Annotated in this window: 24 protein-coding genes and 2 pseudogenes; 15 read left to right on the top strand and 11 right to left on the bottom strand. The window is 44.4% G+C overall.

Annotated features, from left to right (window positions below; genetic code table 11):
* Positions 1-240: 240 nt before the first annotated feature.
* From F6K49_RS02505 to F6K49_RS02500, 3 genes are all read left to right on the top strand, one after another.
* A complete protein-coding gene (locus F6K49_RS02505) occupies positions 241-594 on the top strand; it encodes a reverse transcriptase N-terminal domain-containing protein (RefSeq protein ID WP_365940187.1) in 354 nt (117 codons plus the stop codon).
* Positions 595-689: 95 nt separating this feature from the next.
* Entirely contained in the window at positions 690-1070 is a 381-nt protein-coding gene (locus tag F6K49_RS53180; RefSeq protein WP_366514117.1) for a reverse transcriptase/maturase family protein, read from the top strand.
* The gene (locus tag F6K49_RS02500; protein WP_366514116.1) at positions 1030-1842 is read left to right on the top strand and encodes a reverse transcriptase domain-containing protein; all 813 of its coding nucleotides are present in this window, start codon (positions 1030-1032) and stop codon (positions 1840-1842) included. The genes F6K49_RS53180 and F6K49_RS02500 overlap by 41 nt, the downstream gene beginning before the upstream one ends.
* 226 nt (positions 1843-2068) lie before the next feature.
* On the opposite strand, the gene F6K49_RS02495 is transcribed toward F6K49_RS02500, so the two are convergent.
* The 5 genes from F6K49_RS02495 to F6K49_RS02475 form a co-directional block, all read right to left on the bottom strand.
* Positions 2069-2905, bottom strand: a complete 837-nt coding sequence (locus F6K49_RS02495) for a HEAT repeat domain-containing protein (RefSeq protein WP_293025456.1) — start codon at positions 2903-2905, stop codon at positions 2069-2071.
* 101 nt (positions 2906-3006) lie between these two features.
* On the bottom strand, positions 3007-3156 hold the full coding sequence (locus F6K49_RS02490) for a hypothetical protein (protein ID WP_293080163.1): 150 nt from the start codon (positions 3154-3156) through the stop codon (positions 3007-3009).
* A gap of 73 nt (positions 3157-3229) precedes the next feature.
* Entirely contained in the window at positions 3230-3718 is a 489-nt protein-coding gene (gene cpcA, locus F6K49_RS02485; RefSeq protein ID WP_293025455.1) for a phycocyanin subunit alpha, read from the bottom strand.
* A 382-nt stretch (positions 3719-4100) separates the two neighbouring features.
* Positions 4101-4619, bottom strand: coding sequence for a phycocyanin subunit beta (locus F6K49_RS02480; protein ID WP_293025454.1), 519 nt, complete (start codon positions 4617-4619; stop codon positions 4101-4103).
* Positions 4620-5169: 550 nt separating this feature from the next.
* A complete protein-coding gene (locus F6K49_RS02475) occupies positions 5170-5904 on the bottom strand; it encodes a phycobilisome rod-core linker polypeptide (RefSeq protein WP_293025450.1) in 735 nt (244 codons plus the stop codon).
* Between the two features lie 11 nt (positions 5905-5915).
* Between F6K49_RS02475 and F6K49_RS02470 the strand changes: the two genes are divergently transcribed.
* Positions 5916-6047, top strand: a complete 132-nt coding sequence (locus tag F6K49_RS02470; protein WP_293025448.1) for a hypothetical protein — start codon at positions 5916-5918, stop codon at positions 6045-6047.
* 29 nt (positions 6048-6076) lie between these two features.
* On the opposite strand, the gene F6K49_RS02465 is transcribed toward F6K49_RS02470, so the two are convergent.
* Positions 6077-7492 (bottom strand): transposase, encoded by a 1416-nt coding sequence (locus F6K49_RS02465; protein WP_293025447.1) that lies wholly within the window; start codon positions 7490-7492, stop codon positions 6077-6079.
* A gap of 55 nt (positions 7493-7547) precedes the next feature.
* Between F6K49_RS02465 and F6K49_RS02460 the strand changes: the two genes are divergently transcribed.
* Positions 7548-7700 carry a CopG family transcriptional regulator gene (locus tag F6K49_RS02460; RefSeq protein ID WP_293025446.1) on the top strand — a complete coding sequence of 51 codons (153 nt, stop codon included), beginning with the start codon at positions 7548-7550 and terminating at the stop codon, positions 7698-7700.
* Positions 7701-8392: 692 nt separating this feature from the next.
* Here F6K49_RS02460 and F6K49_RS02455 read toward each other — a convergent pair.
* From F6K49_RS02455 to F6K49_RS02445, 3 genes are all read right to left on the bottom strand, one after another.
* Positions 8393-9136 carry a phycoerythrobilin:ferredoxin oxidoreductase gene (locus F6K49_RS02455; RefSeq protein WP_293025444.1) on the bottom strand — a complete coding sequence of 248 codons (744 nt, stop codon included), beginning with the start codon at positions 9134-9136 and terminating at the stop codon, positions 8393-8395.
* On the bottom strand, positions 9133-9870 hold the full coding sequence (locus F6K49_RS02450) for a 15,16-dihydrobiliverdin:ferredoxin oxidoreductase (RefSeq protein WP_293025443.1): 738 nt from the start codon (positions 9868-9870) through the stop codon (positions 9133-9135). The genes F6K49_RS02455 and F6K49_RS02450 overlap by 4 nt, the downstream gene beginning before the upstream one ends.
* Before the next feature lie 319 nt (positions 9871-10189).
* Positions 10190-10450 (bottom strand): hypothetical protein, encoded by a 261-nt coding sequence (locus tag F6K49_RS02445; RefSeq protein WP_293025441.1) that lies wholly within the window; start codon positions 10448-10450, stop codon positions 10190-10192.
* 398 nt (positions 10451-10848) lie between these two features.
* Here F6K49_RS02445 and F6K49_RS02440 point away from each other — a divergent pair, with 398 nt between their 5' ends.
* The 4 genes from F6K49_RS02440 (at position 10849) to F6K49_RS02425 (ending at position 13967) form a co-directional block, all read left to right on the top strand.
* Complete coding sequence (locus F6K49_RS02440) at positions 10849-12120, top strand: RNA-guided endonuclease TnpB family protein (RefSeq protein ID WP_293038869.1); 1272 nt, start codon at positions 10849-10851, stop codon at positions 12118-12120.
* A gap of 168 nt (positions 12121-12288) precedes the next feature.
* Positions 12289-13569, top strand: a complete 1281-nt coding sequence (locus tag F6K49_RS02435) for a nucleotidyltransferase family protein (protein ID WP_293093887.1) — start codon at positions 12289-12291, stop codon at positions 13567-13569.
* Between the two features lie 43 nt (positions 13570-13612).
* Positions 13613-13738, top strand: coding sequence for a hypothetical protein (locus tag F6K49_RS02430; protein ID WP_293093884.1), 126 nt, complete (start codon positions 13613-13615; stop codon positions 13736-13738).
* A gap of 10 nt (positions 13739-13748) precedes the next feature.
* On the top strand, positions 13749-13967 hold the full coding sequence (locus F6K49_RS02425; protein WP_293093879.1) for a hypothetical protein: 219 nt from the start codon (positions 13749-13751) through the stop codon (positions 13965-13967).
* Here F6K49_RS02425 and F6K49_RS02420 read toward each other — a convergent pair.
* Positions 13950-14606 carry a HEAT repeat domain-containing protein gene (locus tag F6K49_RS02420; protein WP_293093875.1) on the bottom strand — a complete coding sequence of 219 codons (657 nt, stop codon included), beginning with the start codon at positions 14604-14606 and terminating at the stop codon, positions 13950-13952. The two genes, F6K49_RS02425 and F6K49_RS02420, sit on opposite strands and share 18 nt — an antisense overlap.
* A 507-nt stretch (positions 14607-15113) precedes the next feature.
* Here F6K49_RS02420 and F6K49_RS02415 point away from each other — a divergent pair.
* From F6K49_RS02415 to F6K49_RS02405, 3 genes and pseudogenes are all read left to right on the top strand, one after another.
* Positions 15114-15758, top strand: a complete 645-nt coding sequence (locus tag F6K49_RS02415) for a phycobilisome protein (RefSeq protein ID WP_366514115.1) — start codon at positions 15114-15116, stop codon at positions 15756-15758.
* Positions 15759-16063: 305 nt separating this feature from the next.
* Positions 16064-17286, top strand: a pseudogene (locus F6K49_RS02410) (RNA-guided endonuclease TnpB family protein).
* Between the two features lie 142 nt (positions 17287-17428).
* A pseudogene (locus tag F6K49_RS02405) lies at positions 17429-17947 on the top strand (phycobiliprotein lyase); the annotation flags it as partial.
* 18 nt (positions 17948-17965) lie between these two features.
* On the opposite strand, the gene F6K49_RS02400 reads toward F6K49_RS02405, so the two are convergent.
* Positions 17966-18106 carry a hypothetical protein gene (locus F6K49_RS02400; RefSeq protein WP_293025431.1) on the bottom strand — a complete coding sequence of 47 codons (141 nt, stop codon included), beginning with the start codon at positions 18104-18106 and terminating at the stop codon, positions 17966-17968.
* 321 nt (positions 18107-18427) lie between these two features.
* Between F6K49_RS02400 and F6K49_RS02395 the strand changes: the two genes are divergently transcribed.
* From F6K49_RS02395 to F6K49_RS02385, 3 genes are all read left to right on the top strand, one after another.
* Positions 18428-18964 (top strand): phycobiliprotein lyase, encoded by a 537-nt coding sequence (locus F6K49_RS02395; protein ID WP_293025429.1) that lies wholly within the window; start codon positions 18428-18430, stop codon positions 18962-18964.
* 86 nt (positions 18965-19050) lie between these two features.
* On the top strand, positions 19051-19662 hold the full coding sequence (locus F6K49_RS02390) for a chromophore lyase CpcT/CpeT (RefSeq protein WP_293093872.1): 612 nt from the start codon (positions 19051-19053) through the stop codon (positions 19660-19662).
* A gap of 345 nt (positions 19663-20007) precedes the next feature.
* Positions 20008-20331, top strand: coding sequence for a CpeR family transcriptional regulator (locus F6K49_RS02385; protein ID WP_293093869.1), 324 nt, complete (start codon positions 20008-20010; stop codon positions 20329-20331).
* Positions 20332-20545: the final 214 nt, after the last annotated feature.

Below are 20545 nucleotides of genomic sequence, written 5' to 3'. Positions count from 1 at the left end.
TTCTTCATGGCAAAAAGAAAACCAAGCAGAAGGCTTGAAGTAAGGCTTGAGCCGGATGATGGGTAACTGTCAAGTCCGGTTCTTAGGGGAGGGGAGTAGAGTAATCTACAAACCTTACCCGACTTCACGTCCGGTTCTGGAGACGAGTCAGCTGTGAGGTGACTCCCTGGCTTAGTTTAATGAAAACTGGTGGCGGGTATCCAGAATATACAAACCTTAAAAGAGTATGGGTAGACACGTATGAAATACAGTGACCTATGGAAAAGCCAAAAGTGGAAACAACTCCGCAGAAACCTTTTCCGCCTTCAAAAGCGTGTATATAAAGCAGTTCAAGCTGGCGACTTGAGGAAAGCTCGGTCTCTGCAAAAACTGATTCTGAAATCCCGTTCAGCACAACTACTGGCCATCCGACAAGTGACACAGCTCAACCAAGGAAAAAGAACCGCCGGAGTAGACGGAAAAGCATCTTTAACCTACAAAGAACGGTTTGAGGTACTTAAAATACTAGGCTCCAGTGCAGAAAATTGGATGCACCAAGGGTTAAGGGAAATCCCAATACCTAAGAAAGATGGTCAGAAGTTACCGCAAGAATAGGGCAGCCTTAATCATAAAGTTTTGACCCTTTTGCCCATAGCCGACCAACCATAAAGGCTGCCCTATTCTAAGGTTTCGTCTCCGGAGGTACGAGAATGTTGAAAGTACCGACTATCCAAGATAGAGCATGGCAATGTCTAGTAAAGTTCGCTCTAGAACCTGCCCATGAAGCAACGTTCAGTGCCGACAGTTATGGATTCAGGACAGGTCGATGTGCCCAAGACGCACAAAAACGATTATTCCTTCACCTGGCATCCAACAAAAACGGTATCAACAAGAGAATAATCGAACTAGATATTAAAAAGTGTTTTGACCGCATATCCCACAGCTCCATTATGGATAGATTGCTAGCACCTGCGGGTCTGAAGATGGGGATATTCAGATGTCTAAAAGCAGGCATCAATCCGGAATTCCCGGAGCAAGGAACGCCCCAAGGTGGGGTGGTCAGTCCACAAAAGCGCCAACATCGCGCTTGACGGAATAGAGAATATACACCCCAGCATCCGTTATGCGGATGACATGGTGTTCATTCTCAAACCAAAAGACAATGCTGATAAAATTTTAGAAAAAGTGAATAACTTCTTAGCCCAACGCGGCCTAGAAGTTAACCAAGCAAAGACCAAACTAACCAAAACGACAAACGGATTTGACTTCCTAGGATGGAAATTTCGCGTCCAGAAAAACGGAAAATTCCGATGCATTCCCTCTGAGGAAAACCACCGGAACATACGTAGGAAGATTAAAGCCGTAGTCAATAGCTCGAATTATGGTGCCGAAACTAAAGCCAAAAAACTAGCACCAATCGTACGTGGATGGAGGAATTACCATAAAAGCTGTGACATGAGCAGTCTCCGAGATAATCTCTGGTATATAGCCAAAACCGCCAACCGAAAATTCCGAAAGGAAAAGAAGGTGAATCGGTACAAAGCTAAAGAGTTATGCAAGAAAGCCTTTCCAGCTGTAGGGTACGAACAAAATCAACACGTAAATGTAAAGGGAACTAAGTCCCCATACGACGGGGACTTAATCTACTGGAGTAAACGGAACTCCAAATTATACGATAATGCTACCTCCAAGGCTTTAAGAAGGCAAGACCATTCCTGTGGATATTGTGGATTGAAATTCACAGATGAGGAAAGGATTCACCTCCACCACATCGACAGAAATCATGATAACTGGAAGAAAGACAACCTTATGGCTGTCCACCAAAGTTGTCATCAACAATTACATTGGAGCAGTGATACCTAGGAGCCGTATGCGGTGAAAGCCGCACGTACGGATTTGAAAGAGAGGTGCCCTGGTTAATACCAGGCATCGACTCTACCCAAAACCCACCAGTGGCAGAGTAATGGTTAGATAAATGGTTAGATAAAATTGTTAGATAAATGATTAGATAAAATTATTTGAAACTTGATCCTTGATTCTTGAAACTTGATCCTTCATCCTTCATCCTTCATGCTTTAAACTTCACACTTCATAGAAGACCATCCATCAAGTTTATAATTTTAATTGCAGTCTCCGATAGGTAGCAACCATCAGTAGGATGGTTTTCTAAGTGATGCTCTAAAATTCCTTTGAGGGCGAGTAGCTTAAGATTATTTTCTGCCGAGGTCTGAGCGATCGCATCGGCTGCTGGTAAATAACCAATTGCCCCGAGATCGGAAAGAGCTGCTCGCCTCAGTAGCACTTGATCAGCTTTCAAAGCTTTGATTAAACGTTCAGCATAAGTAGGGTTTTGAGTTAGCTGGTACATCGCCCGTGCGGCGGCATACTGTTCCAACTCGTTGGGATGTTCTAGGAATACTTCAATTAGGTCAATGGCTTCGGTGGCACCAAGCTCCCCCAAGGCTTCGATGACAGCATTGTAGGGTTGGGCGAGGTGGGGACTTCCGAGTATAGGCTGGGCTGCTTCTAAACCTCCGTCTAGCAGTTTGATCAGCTTGGGAATACAGGCACGATCCCCTAACATCCCTAAAGATCGTACCGCTGCTTCCCTAACATAAAAATCGGAGCAGTCTAAACAATTAATCAGCGCAGGTACAGCTCGATGGTCTCCTAGTTTGCCCAGTGCCCTGGCAGCATTCCGGCGCAGAGGATATCCTCCTAATTCTGTCTGGTTGTCCTGATCCTCTAGCGCAGCGATTAGGGCATCAATTGCCAGTGGTTCCCGGACTCGGAACTTTCCTAGCCACCATGCTGCATAATAGCGAAGCCCCTGGTCGTTTCCTTTTAGATTTGCGATCGCTTGCTCTACAGTTAATGACTCAGAGTTATCAGTCTCAACATAATTCTCAAGACTAGGCTGCAACATTTTAACTTGCTAATTTAAACTTGTTAATTTAAACTTGTTAATTTTCATTTTACGCACGCTCCTGTCTCCTGTCTCCTCAAAAAACCTACCAATTTCTTACTTTATTCTTCATCATTGATCTGATTACTTGGTAGATATAGGGTACCTAAATCAATGGTGAGCATTTTTGATGCCATATTCCCTACTCCCTGCTCCCTGCTCCCTACTCCCTGCTCCCTGCTCCCTTTGCTATAGACAAACTGTATAGACAAAACAATGCCCGGAAAGGTCAGCAGACGCTAGTTCTTGCTAACACCTGCTGACCTTTCCGGGCCAAAAGAGCAATTAGCTCAAGGCGTTAATAGCGTAGTCAATGTAGTTATTTGCCTCATTAGCAGGCTGACCACTTAGACCATGGTTAGCCTTGATGTACTTGAGGGCTTCGATGTACAAGCTCGGAGACAGCTCGAAGGTACGGTTGATTTCAGCTAAACCAGCAATCAAGTACTCATCCATCGGTCCGGTACCACCAGCAACTAGGCAGTAAGTAACCATACGCAGATAGTAACCGATATCACGGGAGCATTTTGCCTTGCCTGTATTGTCAGATGCGTAGTTTGGTCCAGGCATGGTAGTGGTGTAAGGGAATTTGTTATACACCGCTTGGGCTGCACCGTCAGTCAAGGTTGAGGCTTTAGCAGTCAAGGCTTTTGCCGCTTCTAAACAAGCTGTAGCCCGCTGGAATCGACCGAAGGCAGTCTGGATTTCTGTATTACTTAAAAAACGACCTTGAGCGTCAGCAGCAGCGACGGCTTCTGTAAGCGGGGTTTTCATTGTCTAGGTATCTCCCTAATATTTTGTCAAGTTTTCAAAAACGTTTGAAGTTGTGATTGTTAGACAGCAAGTGATATGCCGATACTTTTTAGCTACCAAAGTCTACCAAAGGCAGACCTTAGCTCGCCAATGCAAGATGCAATAGCATCCAGGGGGTATCTCCCAAAGCTCTGACGGAATATCCCGCAAGCGCCATAAAAATGTCAAAACAGTTGGTTCCACCGGGATAGAGAGCGCAACTATTAAACCCTTGGTTTTCGGCTTTAATTTAAGTTACATAATAATCCCTGTCAGTGTTACCCTAATTTAAGTCTAACAAATCATAACAGTTTTTGGTAGACTCTGCGACATTTTCGATGAGCTTTTACTAACCTTCAGTTTTTTAGGCAACCGCACCAGCTGCCTTATCGAAGTAGCTGGAAATTTCAGCCATCAGAGAGCTGCAATCACCAGGGGTGATGCCATTGGAGTCGTTAGCGATCGCAATCGCAGCGTCCTTCATCTTTTCTACACCCACTGCCACTGAAGCACCAGGAGTTCCCAGAGCTAGGTAGGTTTCCCGCAGACCATTCAGGCAGCGGTCTTCCAGCACACTAGCATCACCAGCAAAAATGGCGTAAGTTACATAGCGCAGGATAATTTCCATATCGCGTAAGCAAGCAGCCATCCGACGGCTGGTGTAGGCATTACCACCAGGATTGATCAACTGGGGTTGCTCAGCAAACAGGGAGCGAGCCGCGTTAGCCACAATGGTGGAAGAGTTGCTGGTAATGCGATTAACTGCATCCATCCGCTTGTTGCTGTCCTTCACCATAGCGCTAAGAGCACTTAGTTGGTCAGCACTAATGTATTGACCCTGGGCATCAGCCTGCGAAACAAGCTTAGTAAACGCATCAAACATTGACGGAATCTCCTAGGTTAGTTGGTTTTGTTTCAAAACGGGCTTCAGTTAAACAGACTCAGACTGAATCAAACTGAATCAAGCAGTTTGAAACGGGAAAGGCATAGAACATGCTCCAGCCACAGCTAATACTCCTATCTCTCTTTTTTGGTCTTTGTCCTAGTCTTTGTCCCATGAGTTTGGTAACAAAACGGATCGTTAAGAAAAATTACAAAACTTCACGTTTTGGTGAGAGACCTAGGAATGCTGTGTGTCAACCGGTTGGTTGGCTTTCGCCTGTCACTATTTACCCTTCAGGTAACTTTTATACAATGATGTCGAGCCTTTATTCGTTACATCTTGTTAAGAGTTTAAGATTTTTTGATGTCTGATTGCAATGGCAGATCAGAACTGGCTTGCCATTGCTACCCTGTGGATTTGCTCCACATTGGTGCTGGAAGCCTCTTGGTTGCTGACCTTCTGGTCAAGACACAGGTCAGCTGTTCACTCCTGCTAATTGCTCTAACTGTTAGCAGGTTAGTAACATTTCTTATCAAACCTACACTCAAAGCTACAGGCTGATAATACCCCAGGCGGCTAAGGCGATCGCCATTGTTCCCCCAAGTAAGACTACAGCCCCTGCCTTAGTGAGTACTCCTGCTACAAAGCGCACTGAGGCAGGAGGATAATAGGTTTTGAAACCAATTGGTTGGTATTTGAAGTAACCTAGCTGTTGCAGTTGGGTGCGATAGTCTTCCCCATAACGAGGCATCCGGGCAAAGGGTAGATCCCCTTGAGTACGCTGGGCTATGATCCGTCGCCGCTGATAAGGCACGGTGTGATCACCAAAGTTTTCCAGATACTCGTCGCTACCGAGCAGAGTATCAATAAAGTTTTGTAACCCATTAGTAGCCAGCACTATTGACCAAGCTAACTTCTCCCGCTCGCTGTAGACATCACGCCCCAAGATGCGTTGTACACACATCTGGACAAAACGGTAGTTGTTGTTGGTCTGATAATTGCGCTGCCAAAAAGGTTCAGATGTTGCTAGACCACGAATGAAATCGCGCACGGTGATTTGACCAAATCTCAGCTGTGATTCTAAAAAAGTTTGGCGGTTGCTTTTGAGAATCTGTTGTTCATGAAAAATCTGACCATAGGCTGCCCTAATCAATTCATCCATTTCCGATGGAGAGAGAAGATTAGCTGTAGTGTATAGTTTAGGCTGCTCATCTCCGGACACCTCATATCCAGCGACCCGCTGATTTTGGGTTGAGGGCGGATACTCTAGCAAAGGAATTGTCATTAATCACCTCTATGATCGTAAACCTAAGTCATCTTAGCATTCAGCCGTCAGCCGTCAGCCGTCAGCCGTCAGCCGTCAGTGGTCAGTCGTTGGCCAATGGCCACTCAAGTAGCGTGCGCTATGGGCATAAGCTGTTCATTTGACATCTCCCCCGGCTGAAGCACGGGGGATTCTACAAGGTTGTTACGAGGCGGGTTGAAACCGCGCCTCTATCGGCTTTCGCCGACGCTTCGCGAACACTTCTTGTGCGGTACGATCTATTCAGTGACTTGAAAATTTCATACCGGTGTGGGAGTGTCAAGCTCCCTCTACCCACCTTAGCTAGGTCTATATTTAGCTGTGTGGCTACTTTCCTGGCAATGTTGGCCGCACCATTGCAGTCGGCATTTACCAGGTATCCCTCAGAAGTTTTATACAAACCACGCCTTACCCGACATCCTGACGGAAACCACCCGTTGGGTTTTTCACCATATTTTGGTAATGGATCGTCGTCAAGGAAAGACGCTTTGCTGGTGTACGATTCCTCGGTAATTGTTAGTTTAATGCCGTACTCAGGGCAAAGTTGTTTCAGCCGTTCGATTAGTCTCTTGGTCGGGATGACTACGAAATTCTGATTGCCACGTTTGCCCATATTAGAACGGCTTTTCTGTCCTTCGTTCCAGCCGATAATTAGGTTTCCAATGCGATCATTTAAGCACCGATTGATAATGAATCTAGCAGCTTTGTTGATCGCATCCCGTATCTGGTTGTTTCGTTTCCGCTGCACTCGATCTAGCTTGGAATCCCAGTAAAACTCTGGTTTCCCCTGTTTGTACTTGGCGACTAACCGGCAGTACCCCTGATTCATTGACTTGAGTTTTCGACCGTCAATTATCAGGCTCTTGCCAAGGGTTGAAAGCCCAGTCAGCCAGTTCGTCCCGCCGTGATCAAAACTCCACGCTTGGGAATAGTCGAGGTTGGGGTTATCAGAGATTGGTTGCTTCTCGTCATCAATTACCCAGTCGATCCAAAGTTGCCCAAGGTACGGACGAACAGTTATCTGTTTTACCCAGTCCGGATCTATAAAGTCCGGCGGCTCCAGGGTAATCTCGGTGATCAACTCAGGTTTTGTTTCCTTGCTGATCGAAGGGTAGAACAACCCTGACTTATAACCAAGAGCTTGTCTAGGGAAAGTTACAGCTGCCAATCCGCCTTTCTTTCTGTATCTTGGCAGTTTTGGTCTATCGACTTTTCCCTTGTAATAATGGCCGACTAACTGATTGTAGCTATTGATTGATTCGGCTACAGTCTTGAGAGTTTGTTGTGCCGACTGAGCTGCCATCGCCTTATAGTGAGGATTCTCTTTTAGATTCTTGCAGAGTTCGGCATATTTGACACTGCATTTATAGGTTTTCCACCCATATCTAAGATCATCCTCTCGCCAGTAAGTCGTAAAAGCTTCTTCTTGCTGTTCTAACCAGGTGTAATGTTTTTGTTTGGAGTAATAGATAGCACAATTTACCAGACTATTCGCTTGTTGGCACTGAAATACCCAAAAAGCTTGCTCTTCCTCTGTCAAGTTGGCTTTTACTGGAATCGTCTTGTACATTTGATTGCCTCCTACTATAATCGGAACATTCGTGCGCGCAAATAGTATTCCAAAAATGAAAGACGAACGATTGATGATCCGAATTAATAAATTTGAAAAAATGCAATTAAAGCAAGAAGCAGAACGGCGTGGGATGACTCCATCTGAGTTGGTCAGAAGTCTAATAGCCAAATTTCCTGAACCTAAGCAGAGGGACACGGCGGGTTAAAACCCGTCGCGTCCGTTTCATCCCCTCCTTAAAAGAGAGGGGCTCTCACGTTCCCGGATGTTTTGGTAGCGTGCGCTATGGGCATAAACTCATAGCTAAAAGCTGATAGCTGATAGCTGATAGCTGATAGCTGAATGGTTACTCAGTTATAATCACAGATTTAGGGGATCAGCTTCATACAATCATAACTTTTTTTACGTTTCTTAATCAAAAAACATAATTTGTTATCTTAGGGAAATATAAAGTATGAAGTATCAAGTATTAAGTATGAAGTATTACGTAAGCTGTCGCCCATTTAAATAACCTTGTCTTGATCCAAAGCGCCAGTGGGGAGGGGCTGCATCAAGACAAGGATTTGAGATATTTTAAAAAAATTTGTTTCTGGCTACTGTTGGCCTTTGGCGCGATCGCTGCTATGGAGGAGGCTAAACTCTTGCCCCTTCAATTAAAAGCTCTAAAATTGTAGGAGTATCGAGTCAGGAGCATCGAGTCATAATAAATGGAATCAAGATAAATTATTTCCCAGTTACTTGGCAATTAATCAGAGTTTTATCAACAATAAAATTCTGTATTATTCCCATCAATTCTGTAGTCTTGTCCTGACTTCTGACTCCTGACTTCTGACTCCTGACTCCTGAAAAAACTAACCACTTTCTTACATCGAACTGAGGTTAATTTTTAACATCCTACGCTTAAGCCTTTGCCAGCTTCCGCTCTAGATCAAACAAGAAACCGTGGATGTACTCCTCAGTCCATTCACTGCCATAAAATCTCTGAAACATACCACGAGCTGGGTCTTTCTCAGCACGATAACCCAGATAACGCAGTTGAGCTTCCTTGATGGCTTTGAGATGCTCGGAATCAGTAATTAGTTCTGCCTGATCCACAAAATCTAAGTAAGCTGTCAGATAGTCCTTGAAGGCAGCAAACACCCGATTTTCCACTACTTCGGTTTCCTTAGGGCGTGTCCACAGGAAAGCTGGGGAAAAGAACGGTGTTGCTTCCTCAGGAAAGTCTCCTCCCCAAGGCAAATGCTGTTGATGAGCCTTGAAAATCGGTAGGATAGGTTCCGTGTAACGAGCTTGATAGGCTGGGTCATCTCGGAACAGGGGCTGCATATCCAAGGCAATCAGATGTCCACCAGGTAAGGTCACTAAGTCAGCCCCGAAGAAGGGGAGGTCATAGTTGAGGTGGGGGAAGATTACAAAATTGAGTACCTGTAATGCTGCTCCCCCCTGGACATGAGCAGCTCGAATTTGTCTGATTTTGGGTGCAGCAAAGCCATAACTGGTGGTCAGGACATCTTGCTGCTTTTTCCCTTTCCCCACTGTTGCGAATTTGCTTTCAAACCCAGGGGGAATGGGATAAGGCTGTAGATCAAGGCGCTCTTTTAGATATGCGATCGCGTAGTCTAGAAACGGCTGATAGAGAGTCATGTTTGGCTTTGACTAACGGCTAAAGGCATGGCATTTTCAAATAAGAACTCATATAAGAACTGCTCTGCCCACTCGGGACCAAAGTAGCTGCTGAACAGACCATGGGCTGGGTCTCTGTCGGCACTATACTGGTCGTAGTCTTTCTGTGCCTTAACAATGCGCTCAATATCTTCTGGCTCAGTTAGAGGCTCAGCTTGCTCCACCATTTGCCAATATAACGCCAAGTAGTCTTTGTAAGCCTCAAAGACTTCTGTTTTCACTGTCTCTAGGGAATCGATTTTGGCAAACAGTAGATACTTAGAGAAGTACTGGTTGGCATCATAAAACTTCATTTCTAAGTTTTGTGCCAAGTCCTGATAGCGATCGCGAATGACTCGCATCGGTTCAATATATTTTTCCTGATACGCTTCATCCCTGAACAATGGCTGAAAGTCTAGAACCACCAGGATCTTCTTTTTGCCAAAGGCTAAGAAGTCAATCCCTAGCAAAGGGAGATCGTAACAGTGACTGGGATAGATCACACTGTTAAACACTTGAGAGACTGGTCCAACATCCATGTAGGTATAGCGAATTTTCCGCAATTCCGGGCATTGGTAACACCAGCTTTGAATAATTGCCCGATGTTTAGCGCGATCGCTTACCTGGCGTTCTAAGCCTGGGGGAATTGGTTGACTGCTTAAATCAAACCGCTTGAATAGCTCTTTTTCCAGATAGTCCAGGAAAGGCTGATACATTTATATTGCTCGTATACATAGTAAAACCCTTACTGAGCATAGAGTATCGCGATACTTCCTGTCTCATTTCTCCCAGACAAAGAAATAATCGTTAACATTTGGCTGATCTAACCTTTGTCTGAGCTAACCTTTGCCTGACTAAGGCACCCAAATCTACCTAAGGGGAAGCGTAAGCATTCAGCTAATCCACTACGCGCACCCTACTTGAGGTGCTATCAGCTAATCCGCTACGCGCACGCTACTTGAGGTGCTAATCCGCTAGGGGAAGAGTTTTTGAATAAGCGATGCAGCGCCGCCAAAGGGGTTTTCCACGGGGCTTTCAGCGATGCAGCGCGGACGCAGGTTCCGCAGGCAGCCCCTCCCCATGAGCGACTGCATCAAGACAACAGGTAAGCATTGGTTTAATCTCAGTGAAGTCACAGGCTGGAAGCTTATGCCACAAAGCTGACCGCTGACCGCTGACCACTGACCGCTGATCACTGGCCGCTGTTCGCGCAGCGTGCGCGTAGCGCATATGCTTATGGGGAAGCTTTCCTTGCCACCCTGTCAAAGCATTAGCAAGGAAAGCGCTGCCAGTCAATAGGGATTAGGTAAAGACTAATCCCTATTGTGTTATATGGCAAGGTACTTCATCAAAACTTTGCACACTTACTAGTTAAATGTACTGAAAACCCCAGTTTTTTCTGTAAGTAGTAAGTAAATAGTAATCAATTACTGAATAGATTATTTTAACAAAACTCGCGGAATTCCCCACCCTCTTCCAGGGTGTTGAAGTTACCGTAAGTAGAGGGTCGCCTTTATGGTTGGTCAGCTATGAGGAAAAGGGTTAAAACTGTAAGATTCGCGGCTCCACTCTACTAAGGCGCGCGTCTCTAGGATTGATAGCGAGACGATAGCCTAGTTTGAAAGACCCAAGAATTGACATGTTAATACGAAACACATATAATATTAACAAAGGTCGAGAAGCAGGTAAGCGTAGTGAAACACAAAGCCGTCAAAGTCAGAATCTATCCCACTCAAGAACAGGTTCAAATCCTTGCTCAACATTTTGGGTGTGCTCGTTGGTGGTGGAATTATGCGCTAAATCACTGTATAGAAACCTACAAGGAAACTGGCAAAGGTCTGAAACAATCTGCGCTCAACTCCATGCTTCCAAGACTTAAAAAAGAAAAAGAGACTGAATGGCTAAAAGAGTGTTACTCTCAAGTTTTGCAGTCTGTAAGCCTCAATCTTAGTCGCGCTTACCAGAACTTTTTTGTTCGCGTAAGTGTGGCCATAGGCCAAGGTAGAGCAAAATATCCTAGATTCAAGTCATACCATCAGCGTCAATCAATTCAGTATCCGCAAAAAGTCAAGCAGGTAGGTGATTGTCTTAAATTCCCTGGGAAATTAGGGATTGTAAAAGCAGTAATTCATCGACCACTAGACGGAGAGATTAAGACTGTGACAGTCAGTAGGACTCCTTCTGGCAAATATCATGCTTCTGTGTTGATGGAATACGAGTCTGTTCGCGGAGCGGCTCTGAAAGAGCAAGGTACAAAACCGTCTGCGGATGGAAAAGTGATTGGTATTGATTTAGGTATCAAGGATTTTGCAATCACCTACGATGGCGAAAAGACCTCTAAGTTCAGCAACCCTAAGCACTTAGCGAAATACGAAAAGAAACTAGCCAAGAAACAGCGTATTGCTGCCCGGAAGGAAAAAGGTAGTAATAGGCGTGCAAAAGCCAAAAAGATTGTAGCTAAGGTATACGAACGGATTGGAAATGTCCGCCAAGACTACTTACACAAGCTGTCTAGAAAGATAGTCGATGACAACCAAGTAGTAGTAGTCGAAAACTTAAACGTCAAGGGCATGGTTCGTAACCATAAACTAGCTAAAGCAATATCTGATCTAGGTTGGGGAACCTTTGTAAATTTTATCTCCTACAAATGCGAAAAAGAAGGTAAAATGTTGGTTGAAATAAACCGGTGGTTTCCTAGTTCTAAGACTTGCTCTAATTGTCATTATCAAATCAAGGAGTTGCCGCTTGATGTAAGGACTTGGACTTGTCCGAGTTGCGGAACTCATCACGACAGAGATGGTAATGCAGCAAAAAATATCAGAGCAGAAGGAATCAGAATGCTATCCTCCTCTGGGACGGGGGAGGTCAACGCCAGTGGAGAAGAAGTAAGACCAAGACGTGGGCGTCCGTCCAAGTTAAGGCGTTCTTCCGTGAAGCTGGAAGCCCCGACCTCTACGTTCGCGTAGCGTGGCCATAGGCCAATTAGGTCGGGGTAGTTCACTTAATTACCTTTGAGCCGTAATTCGCTAATTTTCCCATTTTTTTTAAAGGGAAAATTAAAGTCTTAAGTGCCATTCTATCCGCCACATGGATGGTGGTGGTTTCTACAGCGCGAGTTTTTAGATTAACTTTGGATGATGACTTTAACCCCATTAACTAATATAGCATCAGTATCGATAACTAACCGAGAACTCCAAACTAAACCAGAACTCCAGTTACTCCTCTACTGTGTCCGAACCAGCATCGACGAAGCGACTGCTAAGTCTATCAAAGGTTTACTGCTTGAGCAAGACATCGACTGGACTTATCTGCTCAAAACAGCTCGCCGTCAGAAAGTCTTACCGCTGCTGTACCATAGTCTCAAAAATACCTGCCCAGACCTGGTTCCCCAGAACATCCTCAAACAACTTCGAGATTATTTCCAGCACTTAGTCGTACACAACACATTTCTCATTCAGAAACTACTCAACCTCCTGACTCTTCTGGAGAAACACGGAATTTCTGCTATCCCCTTCAAAGGGCCTACCCTTGCTGTTTCAGTTTACGGCAATCTGGGGCTGCGGCAGTTTGGTGACTTAGACATCCTGGTTGATCACCAAGACATCCCCACAGTTAAAGAATTACTCCTGTCTCAAGGGTATGAATTGCAAAAAGACCTAGGCTGGGAGTATCACTTTGTGGATAAAAAGAGTCGAGTCTGTATTGACCTTCACGAGGGGATTGTACCGGATTTATTCTGTTTGCCATTAGATTTTGACTATTTGCGATCGCATCTTCAGCCTCTATCTCTTGCTGGTAAGACAGTATCTACTATCTCGCCAGAACAGATGCTGTTAATTCTCTGTGTGCAATTGGGCAAAGACTGTTGTCACTGGAGTGTACGTCTGGCTCAGTTATGCGACGTTGCTGAACTACTCCGTGCTCATCCCCAGTTAGATTGGCGCAGAGTACTGGCCGAGGCTCAAAAGCTTGGTTGTGAACGCATGCTCTTGCTTGACCTTTGCCTAGTCAGGGATTTGCTGGGAGTCACGTTGCCACAGATAGTCTTAAATAAATTGCAAGCCCAACCAGTCTCCCAATCCCTCGCTATCCAAGTACGATCACAGCTTTTCCGTGACCTTGAAGTGGGTCCTAAGCTCTCAGAAGCAAAAGGGTTTTGGGCTTTTTTCTTGTCCTACAATCATCGCTTCTACTTCAGCATGAGAGAGCGTCTGCATGACAGAGTGATGTACTGTCTCCATTGGCTAAAAAACAGTTTGTTTGTTATCTTGATGCCCAACGAAGCGGATTGGGACTTACTCTCCCTGCCTAGAGTGCTGGCTTTCCTGTATTATCCAATCCATATAATACGGCTGTTAATTAAGCATGGCATACAACCAATTTTAAGAACTCATCACGAGCCCCACTCCTTGTGATACCGAGTTGCATTCAAAGATAGTAGATTGGTTGGATAGGGAGATGGGGAGATTGGGAGATGGGGAGATGGGGAGATTGGGGGAAGAGAAAGTTGTACGTTTGAGCGCAACTTGGTATGAAATTTTTATCTGTCATTTTTATATAGGATTTTTCAGCATTATTAGGTAAATTCAATGTCTTGATGCAGTCGATCATGGGGGGAACCCCCAAGACCGCGCTGCATCGCTTTTTTTACCCTCTCTTGATGCAGTCGATCATGGGGGGAATCCCCACAGGTAGGCGCTGCTTTGCTACTCCCGACTCCCGACTCCCGACTCCCGACTCCCGACTCCCGACTCCCTACTCCCGACTCCCTAAATTTGATCACCAAACCGATGCTCTAGAGGGAACTATCTAAAGCAGCAGCTACCACCCGATGCTCTTGATCCTTCATCAGTTCTCCCAATGCTGCTTTAGCATCGGGGGAATCAAATCGTTTGAGGGCACGGGCAACATGCATCCGAATACGCCACCATTGTGCATCTTTCAGAGCCAGAATTTGCTGCAATGCCTCAGTTTCCTTAATAGTACCAGCCAGTAAACCTAGGGCATCAATTCCTGCTTCTCGGACAGTTGGGTCTTCCCCTGCTAAGCCGCAAATACAAATAGTATAGAGTTCTTCTGGACAAGACATTTCCACCAAAGCAGCAAGAATGCTACGGCGCACCAGCCAGTGATCATCCTGTTGAAAGGTCGTGACCAGATGAGATATTGACACGTCTCCATACTTAGACAAGGAATTGGAAGCTTCTGCCCTTACATTGGGATCTGTATCAAATTGCATCAAATTTAACAACGCAGCATAGGACTCGTCAGTCCGTTTATTCCCAAGTCCCATGGCCACAAAGGAGCGCACTAAAAACTCTGGGTCCTTGAGTTTACTTGTTAGTAGGGGAACAGCTACATCTGAACCATACTCTCTCAAAGCAGTAAGTGCCCTGAGGCGATCCTGGGCATTTGGACTTTTGAGAGAGATTTCGATTTGGCGGATGTCCATAGCACTACAGAGCCAGCTTTTTTTACATTTCTTAATACCTTTAATCAAAGATTATCATAATTTAGTATAATTCTCATCAAGTGAACTAGCCTTAGCTACTAGGAGAAGCTAAGGCTAGTTCAGTTTATAGTTTTTGTTTTTGTTAACCGTTGCGTTGATGACATGCTAAGGTCAAGCCTAAGCATTCAGCCGTCAGCCGTCAGCCGTCAGCCGTCAGCCGTGAGCTAAAAGCTCACGCTACGCGAACAGACGTCAGCTAAAGGCTCACGCTACTTGAGGTGCTTTTTGGCACAGGTTTCGACGCTGGGACTTCACTCAGATTAAACCAATGCTTAGTTGTTTTATTCATAGGACTTACGCAAATCCCTCAATTTAACGCTACCTGTAGGGTGGGCAAAACCTTGCCCACCCTACCCATGGAGTCTGTCCGTAAGTCCTGATTCAAAAGCTGATAGCTGATAGCTGATAGCTGATAGCTGATAGCTGATAGCTGATAGCTAAATAATTATGGTCAACCTTGGCCTTTCGGCCACGCTATGCGAACAATCTGAAACCGTCAACCTTAAACAAAAATCAACCATGACGACTCAATTAAGCGACTATCTCAAAGAGCTAATTACCAAAGCCAGAATTGTCAGCTTTACCAACTGGCAAGACTCCTATCCCCCAGAGATTATCCAGCATTTCCAGGCAGCTGATGATCATGGTCGCTATCTTAGCGATGATGACTTGCAGCAGATTAAAGCCTCTTCACCAGATACGGAGCCCTTAATCAATACAGCCAAATTTTTGCGGGATAACGCTTCTGATATTGTTTCTGAAGCGCGGGAAACCGTATTGGCTCAATATCCTGATATTACTAAACCAGGGGGTAGTCTTTATCCTGCCCCACGAGCAGAAGCCTGTTGGCGAGATTTTTGGCATTTCCTCCGTTGTATTACCTATGGAATTGCTGGGAGTAGCACCGAGTTTACTAGTGCTGAAGGACTGCACTATATGAACTTGTTGTACAAAGAAATGCAAGTTCCAATCCCCGCAATGGTATCAGGATTAGAACAGATAAAGGCAGCTAGTTTAAAGAGATTATCTGAACCAGAGACAATAGCAGATTATTTCGATCATTTAATTAATAAATTGAAACAATTTAGCTAAACCAATACCTCATAATTAAAACTATAAAAAATAGAATAGATATTAACAATTTAAAAATAGTTATTTTAAAATATTTTAATTAACAAAATCATGTCCATATCCAAATTTAACGAGATAGGGGGAGTTTGAGGGGGCGAAATTCCCCACCTTGTAAGAAGGTGGGGAATTTCGCCCCCTCAAAAACTTTTGCCGTTCGCACCTCAAGTAGCGTGGCCATAGGCCAAGGGTCGGCTTGGCCGAATCCCTTGACGATTTATCACGAATTGTATATACTGATATGTAGGTCGATAGCAAATGCAGAAAGAATGAGACATCAAGCCGTAAAAATCCGAATTTACCCCACACAAGAGCAAGTTCATATACTTGCTCAGCACTTTGGTTGTGCTCGTTGGTGGTGGAATTATGCGCTAAATCAGTGCATAGAAACCTACAAGAAAACTGGGAAAGGATTGTCTCGTTCTGCACTCAATGCTATGTTGCCAAAACTCAAAAAAGAAGAGAAAACCGTATGGCTAAAAGATTGTTACTCTCAGATTTTGCAATCGGTCAGTCTCAATCTTAGCCGTGCATATCAAAATTTTTTTGTTCGCGTAGCGTGGCCATAGGCCAAGGTAGAGCTAAATATCCTAAATTCAAATCATATCATCACCGTCAATCAATCCAATATCCACAGTACGTAAAACAGGTATGTAACTGCCTCAAATTTCCCGGAAAGTTGGGAGTTGTTAAAGCAGTAATCCACCGACCACTAGACGGGGAAATCAAAACTGTCACAGTCAGTAAGACTCCTTCTGGTAAATACTACGCCTCTGTACTGATGGAATACGATTCGAACGACACAAAGCCATCTACTAATGGTAAAGTGATTGGCATTGATTTAGGTATTAAAGATTTTGCGATCACCTACGATGGCGAAAAAACTTCTAAATTTGGGAATCCCAAGCATTTAGCAAAGTCCGAAAATAAACTGGCGAAAAAGCAGCGTATTGCTGCCCGAAAGAAAAAAGGTAGCAATGGACGCAAAAAGGCAAAAAAAATTGTAGCTAAGGTATACGAACGGATTGGAAATGTTCGCCAAGACTACCTACATAAGCTATCTAGAAAGATAGTGGATCAAAACCAAGTAGTGGTAGTCGAAAACCTGAATGTCAAGGGCATGGTTCGTAACCATAAACTAGCTAAAGCAATTTCTGATCTAGGTTGGGGAATCTTTGTAAACTTCCTCTCTTATAAGTGCGAAAAGGAGGGGAAGGTGTTAGTTGAGATAAACCGTTGGTTTCCCAGCTCTAAGACCTGTTCTAATTGTCATTATCAAATCAAAGAGTTACCGCTTGATGTAAGAGTTTGGACTTGTCCAAGTTGTGGAACTCACCACGATAGAGATGGTAATGCGGCAAAAAATATTAGGGCAGAAGGGATCAGAATGCTATCCTCCTCTGGGACGGGGGAGGTCAACGCCAGTGGAGAAGAAGTAAGACCAAGACGTGGACGTCCGTCCAAGTTGAGGTGCGAACCGTGGCGAATTTAATTCGCCTACGGAAAGCGCACCTTCGGCATTCTTCCGTGTTCGCGTAGCGTGGCCAAAGGCCAAGCTGGAAGCCCCGACCTCAACGTTCGCGTAGCGTGGCCATAGGCCAAGTAGGTCGGGGTAGTTCACATACTTCTTTGATTGCTGCGTAGGAACCTGGGTGGCACAACGTACCTATCATAATCTGACTCACCAGGAGGTAGAGCGCTCCCTTACAGAATTCACCATTGAACCCCTGTCTTCTCCCCTCAAAACTAAGGTGTTGATGGATAATCAGCAACCTGACTTACCTAATATCAATGACCTGTGTGGTTATCATCTTGGTTTCGAGACAGTTTCTGAAAAAGGTGAACGGGTGTCCCAACAACTGAATATGCTCTTTGTCCCTCAGGTCGAAGAATCAATGATTCTAGAGGGAGATTATTTACGCGATCGCGCCTACGAAGAAGCTAAACCTAAAGTCGCTCATTTTAGCTTCGATACCAATAAACTAGAACTTTTGATGACCACCTACTATACCCGTGTGGTATCTGTTGATTCTATTACCCTGATCAATCCCAACTTAAGAATCCGCAAAATTATTAATTACCAGCGTCCTCCAGAAAGCGAACCCCTAGACAAGGTGGTTCTAGTGGGCTTTGGGGTGGAACAAAAAGATTGATAATTAGCGTAGCATTTCTCAATTGGGTAAGGTACTTTCGTTCTGGGTTAATGGCAGTAGGGAGTAGGGAGTAGGGAGTAGGGAGCAGGGAATAGGGAACAGGGAATAGGGAACAGGGAACAGGGAAAAAATCCTGTTTACCTGATTGTCTTGATGCAAAGCGCGAGTGGGGTAAACCCCCGTGAGGCTACTGCATCACTAATATGAGAACTGCTATAAATCCTGTTGATGGTTAACTGTTTATAGTTGACTTTTATGTTTCCGTTGATACTAGTTCTGGTTTCCACACATAACTGTCATAAAAGTTTACAATTACTAATGTTTAAGGATGGGAGCCACGGTGTATAACTGAAGGTGTAAATCCGGGTAAAGGCTCTAATTTACTAGGTTTGCGTAACGTACAACACCATTGAGCTGAGGATTCAGCTGCTATACGCAAACAAAATTGTTAACTTTTTTAAATCAAACTACACATAGCAAATGGAGCTTACTGAGTTTATAGAACGTTCTATTGGACGTTGGCGATCGCAACGCAGCGGTCATCACTTAGCGTTTAGTCACTTTGAGGAAATACGCTCAACTATTGATATCGTTGCCCTTGAGGCTGATGACTCAGCTGTGATTGACATTTGCAAACTATACGATATTGATCCCACAACTGCCTTCCATCCCTTTCGCATGAGTTGGGAAGGTGAATCAGATTGGGATGAAGACGACATCCAGTCTGGAAGTTGCGTTCTAGTCCCTATCCCCGATCCTGAAAACCCCGATCGGGGAAAACTGCTCAGAGAGCAAGGCTATGCCGAGACCATTGCAGCAGTGGGCAACTATCACCTTACTGAAGATGGTACATTCACTTTGTTAACGGAGTATGACCGAGCAGCTGCTGAAGAACGGATTTGGTTTGCCACACCGAATTTACGTTTTCGGGTGTCCTTGATTAAAACCAGTTCTGGTCAAGGGGTGACTACAGCCTCGTTTTCTTCAGAAATCCGCGACTTATCCCAATCGGGGTGAAAGTTAGCAGCTTGAACAGTTAAGGTCATAATTTAGATTTTTTTTAATCTTGTTTAACTCTAAGTTTTCAATAGATTAATACACTAATGTTGTCTAGTACTACCGATAAAACTACCAGTAATTTAATGACTCTAGCTAGTTGGATGGCTGGAGATTTTAGTAACCAAAAACAAGCGATTGATAATCCTCAGCTTTACGCTCACATTCATGTTTTCTTTCGCCCTTTACCCTTTGATTTCTTTTCGGGTATTGGTTTCTATTCTGAGCAAGCCTATGACTATGATCTATGGAGTCCCTACCGTCAGGGAGTCCATCGCCTGATTGATAAAGGTGATCATAGTTATATAGAAAATTACAGCCTTAACGATCCAATTCTTTATGCCGGGGCAGCGCGAGAGCTAGATATTCTCAAAACCATTACCCCTGATGCTATAGAACGTCGCTACAACTGTTCAATGATTTTCTGGCGAGAAGGTGACATGTTTCGTGGCAGTGTAGAACCCGGTTGCCAGTGTTTCATCCAACGTAATGGGCGTAAAACTTATCTGGTCAGTGATGTGGAATTGACTGAAACAACTTGGAACAGCCTAGATCAGGGTATGGATGTCAATACTCATGAGCACGTATGGGGCTCAGCAGCTGGTCATTTACGATTTGATAAACGGCAAAGTTTTGCTGACGAATTACCGGATTTGTAGCGCGGATTTGTAGCCCATATTTATCAGCAACAAGGGATTGGCTTTTAATACAAATACCAACAAATACTAAGTAAATTAGGGTAAGTAAAAAAATCCTCTAATCTAGACTAATCAAAATAACCAAACTTTTTGTTACCACCCGACAAACTTAAAAGTGGTATTTTATTGCTACTCTCTAAATAATTATTAAAGGGATTATTAGTTATTAGCCTAAAGCCTATAGGGTTTCTAAATGAATTGTGACAATTTTTGTTGTCTCTTCCCTACTCCCTACTCCCTACTCCCTATTCCCTTTGTTATAAAACCATTAACCGATAATCTTAATTACCAATAATAGAGTTGAGGATGATTTGTGTACAGCTAATGCTACCGCCAAGAGCTCAAAAAAAGATGCAGTGCTGGATTAGGAGCAGACATTTGATCTGCTCGGGTCACTTTTTTATCTTTGAGACGGTAGAATATACAACGGTTGAACGATTCTCGGAATGTGTCGAGAGTCTCGGAGGAAGTGTAATATCCGTTAAACCCATTAAAAAAATTTGGATTGGCTCCCATCGCCAAGTTATTTTGTATCAAGCTAAAGCGAGTTTACATACACCTCATCATGACCTCAAACAATACTGGATAAAATACGGGAGTTTCCGCACCAGATTTGATGAACGTTCGTGAACCCCCCCCACTGAACCAGTCTATAGCTAAGCATTCAGCCGTCAGTGGTCAGTAGTCAGTAGTCAGTAGTCAGTAGTCAGTGGTCAGCCTTTGGCCCCTCAAGTAGCGTTCGCGTAGCGCATAAGTTTATAGCTGATCTGATAGCTGATAGCTGATAGCTGATAGCTGTTCGCGTAGCGTGCGCGTAGCGCATAAGCTTATATAGCAGTCGCCA

It is taken from the genome of Moorena sp. SIO3I6 (genome assembly GCF_010672095.1).
This window is presented reverse-complemented; position numbering and strand designations above follow the sequence as displayed.